This window comes from Streptomyces sp. KR55, from assembly GCF_052245645.1.
GTDB classification, from domain to species: domain Bacteria; phylum Actinomycetota; class Actinomycetes; order Streptomycetales; family Streptomycetaceae; genus Streptomyces; species Streptomyces flavusporus.
Genome location: NZ_JBQQCE010000730.1, coordinates 1 through 3,219 on the forward strand (window position 1 = coordinate 1; position 3,219 = coordinate 3,219).

A 3,219-nucleotide genomic window follows, 5' to 3' on the forward strand; every position below is an offset into this window, starting at 1 on the left:
CGTACGAGAAGACCGAGGACATGCTCACCGTCGTCTCGGCGGCCCAGCGGCTGTGCCAGGAGCGACGGATCTTCCTGCTCGTCGACGCCCCGAGCACCTGGGTCAGCGTGGACACGGCCCGCGCCGGGCTCGCCGCCTTCGACGCCGTGCGCGGCGACCACGCCGGCCTGTACTTCCCGCACCTCCAGCTCACCGACCCGCTCACCGGACGGTTGCGCTCCTTCCCGCCGTCCGGCGCGGTCGCCGCGGTCTTCGCCCGTACCGACTCCGAGCGCGGTGTGTGGAAGGCGCCGGCGGGCACCGAGGCGCGGCTCGCGGGCGTGCACTCGCTCACCGTCGAGCTGACCGACCGGGAGACGGGGCTGCTGAACCCGCTCGGCGTCAACTGCCTGCGTACCTTCCCGCTGACCGGCCCGCTGGTGTGGGGCGCGCGCACGCTCGCCGGCTCCGACGCGCTCGACAGCGAGTGGAAGTACGTGCCCGTGCGCCGGCTCGCGCTGCATGTGGAGGAGAGCCTGCAACGCGGCCTGCAGTGGGTCGTGTTCGAGCCCAATGACGCATCGCTGTGGCAGCAGATCCGGCTGAGTGCCTCCTCGTATCTGCACACGCTCTTCCGTCAGGGCGCGTTCAAGGGCAGCACGCCGCGCGAGGCCTACTTCGTCAAGTGCGACCACGAGACCACGACGGACGAGGACGTGGCCAACGGCGTGGTGAACGTGCTGGTGGGCATCGCGCCCGTGCGGCCGGCCGAGTTCGTGATCGTCAGGATCCAGCAGACGTCCGGGCAGTTCGCGCTCTGATCGCGCTCGTAGGAACACCGAGAAATGCCAAGGAATGCCGAGGAATTGCGATGGCTGAGTTCACGGTCAACGCCCATCGTTTCGACCCGTACAAGAACTTCAAGTTCCTGGTCCTGTGGGACGGTCGTACGGTCGCGGGCATCAGCAAGATCAGTCCCCTGAAACGGACCACCGAGGTCGTCAAGCACCGGCACGGCGGCGATCCCTCCTCGCCGCGCAAGTCGCCGGGCCGCTCGGAGTTCGAGGGCATCACCCTGGAGCGCGGGGTCACCCACGACCCCGAGTTCGACCGCTGGGCCAACAAGGTCTGGCAGGTCGGGGCCGGTCTCGGCTCCGAGGTGTCCCTCGCCGACTTCCGCAAGGACATCGTCATCCAGGTCCTCAACGAGGCGGGCCAGGTCGCCGTCTCGCACAAGCTGTACCGGACCTGGCCCAGCGAGTACCAGGTCCTGGGCGAGCTGGACGCCAACGCCAACGCGGTGGCCATACAGTCGCTGAAGCTCGAGTGCGAGGGCTGGGAGCGGGACTACGAGGTGCCCGAGCCGGAGGAGCCCTCGTTCCTGAACCCGGCCTGAGCTGAAGGAGGTTGGGGGAGCTGATGGCTGGGGCGGCCGATCTGCTGGCCACCTGGGAGGCGGGACTCGCCGAGGCATCCACCGGGCGCGCGCTGCTGCTGCACCGCACCGCGCGCCCGGACCTCGACGCCCGGGCGCTGCCCGCCCTTCCGGTGGGCGAGCGCGAGGCGGACCTGTTCGCACTGCGCCGGGCACTGTTCGGCGAGCGCATGCAGGTGCGGCTCGACTGCGCGGAGTGCGGGGCGGACATGGAGTTCGACCTGGACGCCGGGGAGTTCGCCCGCTCGGCCGGAGTCCGCGGTGACACGGTCGTACGGGTCGCGCACGACGGCTGGGAGGTCGAGTTCCGGCTGCCCGGCGCCGGCGACCTGACCGCGGCGGCGCGGGACGTGGATCCCCGGGGGGCGCTGCTCGCGCGGTGCCTCGTCTCTGCGGTGCACGACGGGGCGGCGGTCACCGCCGACGCCCTGCCCGCACCCGTGCAGCGCCGGATCGCCGAGGCGGTGGAGGCCGCCGACCCGGGGGCCGACGTCACCCTCAACGTGGCCTGCCCCGAGTGCGGGCGGGCCACCCGGGCCGAGCTGGACATCGCCTCGTACCTGTGGACCGAACTCGACTCCTGGGCGAGGGACCTGCTCCTCGACGTCCACCTGCTCGCCACCGCGTACGGCTGGAGCGAGCCGGAGATCCTGGCGCTCAGCCCGCTGCGGCGCCGCTACTACCTGGAGATGTGCGTCGATGTCTGAGTCCACGCCCGGCTCCGAGGCGTCCGACTTCCTCGACCGGCTGATCGCCCGGCACGCGCCGGCCGCGCCCGGCCCGCGCCCGGATGTGGTGCGGGTACGGCCTCGGCTGCCCGGCCCGTTCGAACGGATCGAGGCGGTACGGGCGCGGAACGCGGGCGAGGACGCCGAGCCGGTGTGGCCCTCTTCGACGCCGTCCGCCGCACCCCGCCCGGACACCCCGCGTACCGCTCCGGCCGCCCGGGCGGCACGGCTGCACACGGAACGGGAGCGGACCGTCGTACGCACCGAACGACCGTTCGCCGACCCGGCGCGGCCCCCCGCGCCACCGGCCATGACCGAGGCGCCGCTGCTGCACCCGGTGGCGCCGGTGCTGCCGGGCCCCCGGCCGGTCCCGGATGCCGGGCGGCGTACGCCGGGCGGCCCGGAGCGCGCCGCCCCGACCGCGGCGTCCGTACCCATCCCCCCGGGTACGGACGCCGCTTCCCCCGCCGCGCCGGCCGCGCCGCGGCCCAGGGCGGCGGACACGGCCGCGGCACGCGAGGCCGTACGGCAGGCCGCGGCCCGCCGGTCGGCGCGGGCGCCCGAGCAGGTGGTGCAGGTGCAGATCGGGCGGCTCGAGGTGACCGCGGCACCGTCGCCGTCCGGCGGCACCCGGCAGCGGACGTCCGGGACCGAGCGGCCGGGCGCGACGGTGAGCCTCGCGGAGTACCTGGCCCGGGGGCGTGAATGAGCCGCACAGGAAGCATCAGGACGACAGGGACCGAGGAACTCACGCCATGAGCAACGCACTTGCCATCGCCCATGTGACCCAGGCCCTCGCCCTGCTCATCGAGTCCAACATCGGGCCCGAGATCGACATGGCGGTGAAGGTCGAACCGCGCAAGCCACCGGCCGACCCGCCGACCGATCAGCCCACCATCTCGGTGTTCCTCTACCAGGTCACGCCCAACACCTCACAGCGCAACAACGACCTGCCCACCCGCGCCGCCGACGGCACGCTGGTCAAACGGCCCGCCGCCGCACTCGACCTGCACTACCTGATCAGCGCCTACGGCGACGAGACGGAACTCGTCGGGCAGCGCCTGATCGGCTCCGTGG

At 72.9% G+C, this 3,219-nt stretch carries 5 protein-coding genes; all 5 read left to right on the top strand.

The window, feature by feature from the left end:
• The coding region (locus ACTWQJ_RS49100; protein WP_443312845.1) for a phage tail sheath family protein at positions 1-800 on the top strand (800 nt) is incomplete at its 5' end.
• Positions 801-850: 50 nt separating this feature from the next.
• Positions 851-1,375: a phage tail protein gene (locus tag ACTWQJ_RS49105; protein ID WP_004003113.1), complete on the top strand. Its 525-nt coding sequence runs from the start codon at positions 851-853 to the stop codon at positions 1,373-1,375.
• Positions 1,376-1,398: 23 nt separating this feature from the next.
• Entirely contained in the window at positions 1,399-2,121 is a 723-nt protein-coding gene (locus ACTWQJ_RS49110) for a T4 family baseplate hub assembly chaperone (RefSeq protein ID WP_443312846.1), read from the top strand.
• Positions 2,114-2,851 carry a hypothetical protein gene (locus tag ACTWQJ_RS49115; protein ID WP_443312847.1) on the top strand — a complete coding sequence of 246 codons (738 nt, stop codon included), beginning with the start codon at positions 2,114-2,116 and terminating at the stop codon, positions 2,849-2,851. Before ACTWQJ_RS49110 ends, ACTWQJ_RS49115 begins: the two co-directional genes overlap by 8 nt.
• Positions 2,852-2,897: 46 nt before the next feature.
• Positions 2,898-3,219: Pvc16 family protein (locus tag ACTWQJ_RS49120; protein WP_443312848.1), on the top strand; the 322-nt coding region annotated here is incomplete at its 3' end.